Origin of the sequence: Aeromonas tecta (genome assembly GCF_000820185.1) — a bacterium.
Taxonomy (GTDB): domain Bacteria; phylum Pseudomonadota; class Gammaproteobacteria; order Enterobacterales; family Aeromonadaceae; genus Aeromonas; species Aeromonas tecta.
In genome coordinates, this window is record NZ_CDCA01000020.1 from 1 (window position 1) to 649 (window position 649).

General features: G+C 55.0%; 1 pseudogene. It reads right to left on the reverse strand.

The features are described 5' to 3' along the window. Positions 1–649, reverse strand: a pseudogene (locus BN1137_RS22810) (hypothetical protein); the annotation flags it as partial.

Consider the following 649-nt stretch of genomic DNA (forward strand, 5'->3'; position numbering starts at 1 on the left):
GCCCCATGCTGTCACTCGCCCCCAGCCCCAGAGCATTCTTGTTCGAGTCATAGCCTCCGGTAAAAATCAAAACCGGATCTGTGACCCCAGGCACGAACGCGATCTCGGGCACAGACCAGGTCAATCCCAGTTCGCCGAACCCCGTCGTCTGCGAATTCAAACGCCATTTCAGGGTCGGGGTATTCGGACTCGATATATCGAAGGCATAGTAGGATTTGCCCCCGCTTCTCAAGCCGGTAAATACCCAGACGAAGTCGCTTTCGGAGGCTTTCAATACACCATTACGATTGGCGTCCTTGATGAGCGCCACGGGAGAGGAATCTACGCCATAGATGTGATCTGCCGACTCGGCATTGGCACGCAGTGCCTTCTGGTTGGCCAAAAACTCGTAGGGAATGGCAGCCCAGCTCTCATCGACTGTGCTACCTATGTCCTTGAACATATGCAAGAAACCCGCATTGGTCCCGAACAGGATCCGCAGATCAGGTGCATCCGTCATGTTGCCGGACTGAGGCCCGTAATTCAGAACCAGTGGGCGGGAGTGCAGAGGATCACCCATTATATCGCGACGGATCAGGGTGGTGGAGTCAAAATCCTCATCGTCGACATCGCCCCCTTTGGTCCAGTTTATCAGCTGATCCAGCTCGGT